Raw genomic sequence first — 3,686 nt, forward strand, 5'->3', positions numbered from 1 at the left:
GGAAGCGATGGGTGTGGGCAATGCGATACAGGATTCCAGAGTAGCTGCGTAGGCTGTTGTGGCGTCGATTGCTCGATTTGCGATGTGGGCTATTAAAGCGCGAACACTTCCCAATTTGTTGTTGTGCAACGAACTGGCTGACCAGCACTCGAATTCTGAAAAAGGACGCTCAGTCACATCAACAGCAAAGCCATACTCCAGGCGGAAAATGGGGCTGGTAGAGACAGGTTGCCCATGATGCGATACTCTATTGCGGATGGCTCGGCATAATTTGAAAAAACCTGCTTGTTCATGATAGAAGTTGGCAAGTGGGCCTGGTAGACCGTAACGTGTTGTGATCTCTTCAGCAGTCCAAACTTGGTCATCTTGTCCTGTCCCCGTCCGCTTTATTTGACAGCGATCAAGCCTGTTTCGGCTGAATAGATTGGCCGGAGTCTTCACCGTCCTTCATCAGGCCATCCATTTGCGATGGCCTTTTCGTATACTCTGGAATCGTGTATGCTGTGCTCTCCATCCTAGAGAAAGGAACAGCCCGGCCCAAAGACACTGCTTGGCGGCACATCCTTTGGGTCGGGCTTCACCACATGGTGATTGTAACTGACTTCGGACGGACTGTCCAAGAGTATCTGGCGTGTGGCGAGCGACTGAGCTTCCCCCGTCCGGCGCAGTGCCCGCAGTGTCAGGCGGTCGCGGCGCTCATCGGGCACGGCTTCTACTGGCGCAAACCCCTCGACCTGGAACGCGTCTACCGTATCCGCATCAAGCGCTGGTATTGCACCGTGTGCCACCGTACCCTCTCGCTGCTGCCCAGTTTTCTGCTCCGCTTCCGCCACTATCTGCTGGTCATCATTCAGTCGGTCGTCGTCGCGCGCTACGAAGTCGGGGCGTCGTGGGCTCAGGTCGCGCGGCAGTCCGCGCCACACGGAGCGCCCTCGGCGCGCACGATCCGGCGCTGGTGTCGATCGTTTGCCGAACATGCGCCGGTGTGGTGGGCGGCGGTGCAGCAGACCCTGGCGCAGTATGACGCGGCGGCGCCGGGACTCGACCCGCTGGGCGAAGCGGCCGGCCCGCGCGAGATGCCGCAGGCATTGCTGCACGCGGCGCTGCACCTGCTGGCCTGGGCCAAGACACGCTGGGCGGAACTGGCGGACTACGGCCTGGCTGATCGGTTGCGCTTCTTGTGGCACTGGGGCTTCGGCCAAGGCTTAGCGCGGTTGATCTAACCCACACACTTTGCAGACTGTTCCCTGCCGCTGGGACGTGATATGTTGGTGGCGCACACCCCAATCACGACAGGAGCAGTCCACATGTCACCGACCAGCTCATCCGAAACTGATCCGCACGACCTGAACACCGAAATCGCGTTGTTCCGGTATGGCCTCATCGCCCCACTCGTCCACACCCCGCCCGACTCCGGTCAACAGGAGCGCCTCTTGCGCGAGATTGCTTCGCGCTCGTACCGCATTCCAGGTTCGACCCGCACGCACGTGAGTGTCACGACGCTGCGCCGCTACCTCAAGACGTATCGCGAGCAAGGCTTCGAGGCGCTGCGCCCCGGCCCCCGCGCGGATGCCGGCGCCCCACGCGCCTTCCCACCCGAGGTGCTCGACCAAGCCATTGCGTTGCGCGAAGAACAGCCTGCACGCACCACGCAGACGATCGTGGACATCCTTCAGCGGGACGAGAGCTTGCCGCGCTCAGTCAATGTCCACACGCTAACCACGCACTTGCGCCGGCGTGGCAAAACCCGGCGCGTGTTAGCTCACACGGGCAAGACCTACCGACGCTTTGAGCGTGACCACGTCAACGCGCTGTGGCAGGGCGACGCCATGGTCGGCCCCTGGCTGCCCGACCCCTACGCGCCCGGCAACCCCCGTCGAGCGGGGGCAGGCAAGCGCCGCACGCACTTGTTCTGCTTCATCGACGACCACAGCCGGCTGGTGCCCTACGCCGAATTCTTCTTCGACGAAGCCTTGCCTCGGATGGAACGCGTGCTCAAGGTGGCGCTGTTGCGCCGCGGCGTGCCCTACGCCGTCTACGTGGACAACGGTCAGGTCTATTCGTCCACGCAGTTCAATGCCGCCTGCGCCACGCTCGGCATTCAACGTATCCAAACCGCCCCCTATTCGCCCGAAGCGAAGGGAAAACAGGAGCGTTTTTTCGAAACCCTCCGCGCTCAGTTCCTACCGGAAGTCGAAGCCTCGCATCTCACGACGCTGACCGACCTCAACGAATCGCTGTGGGCCTGGCTGGAGTGTGTCTATCATCAACACGAGCACAGCGAGACGAAACAAACTCCGTGGGCACGCTACACGGCGGGCCTCGACCAGGTGCGCCACGCCGATCCTGAAACCGTGCGCCGCGCGTTCCTCTGGCGCGAGAAGCGTAAGGTCCGTCGCGATGCCCTGCTCTCGCTCCAAGGCAATCGCTACCAGGTCGAGCCGCATCTGGCGGGACGCATCCTTGAACTCCGCTTCGATCCGTTTGACCTCGCGCAGATTGAACTCTACCTCGACGGCACTCGCCTCGGCCTGGCGACGGTCATTGTTCAGAATCGCCAGCGCCACCTCGCTGTCCAACGGCTCGCGACGGAACCGCCCGACCCGCCCAGACCGAAATCCTCGCTCGACTACCTGGCCGCACTGCGCGAAGAGTATCGGACTCAACAGCAGCGCGAACTCGGCCCGCTCCAGTTCACCCAGTTGCCCTTACCCGAGGTGGACACACCCACCGACCCGACCGCGGACGCGCCGGAGGCCTGACATGTTCCAAGAATTCTACGGCTTCTCCAGCTTGCCCTTTTCGCGCACCATCGCCACCAAAGACTTGTTCCCCACCGCCGCTCAGAAGGAACTCGGCGCACGCCTGGCCTATCTCGTCCGCGAGCGCGGCTTCGGTCTCGTCACGGGTGAGATCGGCTCCGGCAAGTCCACCGCCGTGCGCGTCTTCGCCGCCAACCTCGACTTCAATCGTTATCTCGTTGTGTATCTGGCTAATCCGACCACGGGCATCACGGGTTTGTATCGCGACCTCTTGCTCCAACTCGGCGTCGAACCCCCTTTCAGCAAGCCGCGCCTCGTCGCGCGCATCCGCTCCGCCTTGGATGACCTCAGCTCGAACAAGCATCGTGCACCCGTCATTGTCCTCGACGAGGCGCATCTGCTGACCCAGCCCATGTTCGAACAGTTACGCTTGCTGTTCAGTGACAAGATGGACAGTCAGTCCCTCGCCACCGTGGTGCTGGTCGGCCATCCTGATCTCCGGCGCACCCTCCATCTTACCGTTCATGAAGCGTTCAACCAGCGCCTCACGGTTCGCTATCACCTCGGCCCGCTCGATTTGCAGGAGACCATCGGCTACGTCAAGCATCAGGCGCAGGTCGCCGGCTACAAAGCGGGCACCCTCTTTACCGACGACGCCCTGCAGCGCGTCTTCGAGTACACCAAAGGCATTCCTCGCCGCATCAATCAAGTGTGCACCACCGCCCTCATGGCGGGCTTGATCGACCAGAAACAGGTCTTGGATGAGAGCACCCTGCGCAAGGCCATCGCAGAGATTGACCACGACTGAAGAGCGACCGCCCTTTCTCCTCACGGGTTGCGCCTCTGCCAGCGTAGCCCGTTTTCTCCGTCGGCGGCCCGCCATTTATTCCAGCCTTACACCTCCAAACAATTCGGCCCGTAACA

4 protein-coding genes are annotated in these 3,686 nt (G+C 61.8%); 3 read left to right on the top strand and 1 reads right to left on the bottom strand.

Annotated elements, in window-relative coordinates; translation table 11 throughout:
• Window positions 1–441: hypothetical protein (locus VIH17_12490; GenBank protein HEY4684047.1), on the bottom strand; the 441-nt coding region annotated here is incomplete at its 3' end.
• Between the two features lie 143 nt (window positions 442–584).
• Between VIH17_12490 and VIH17_12495 the strand changes: the two genes are divergently transcribed.
• The 3 genes from VIH17_12495 to VIH17_12505 all read left to right on the top strand — a co-directional run bounded on the left by VIH17_12495 (window position 585) and on the right by VIH17_12505 (window position 3,570).
• Window positions 585–1,223, top strand: coding sequence for a DUF6431 domain-containing protein (locus tag VIH17_12495; protein HEY4684048.1), 639 nt, complete (start codon window positions 585–587; stop codon window positions 1,221–1,223).
• 84 nt (window positions 1,224–1,307) lie between these two features.
• On the top strand, window positions 1,308–2,762 hold the full coding sequence (locus tag VIH17_12500; protein HEY4684049.1) for a Mu transposase C-terminal domain-containing protein: 1,455 nt from the start codon (window positions 1,308–1,310) through the stop codon (window positions 2,760–2,762).
• A 1-nt stretch (window position 2,763) separates the two neighbouring features.
• On the top strand, window positions 2,764–3,570 hold the full coding sequence (locus VIH17_12505; protein ID HEY4684050.1) for an AAA family ATPase: 807 nt from the start codon (window positions 2,764–2,766) through the stop codon (window positions 3,568–3,570).
• The last annotated feature ends 116 nt before the right edge of the window (window positions 3,571–3,686 follow it).

The sequence above is a fragment of the Candidatus Acidiferrales bacterium genome (genome assembly GCA_036514995.1).
Classification (GTDB): Bacteria; Acidobacteriota; Terriglobia; order Acidiferrales; family DATBWB01; genus DATBWB01.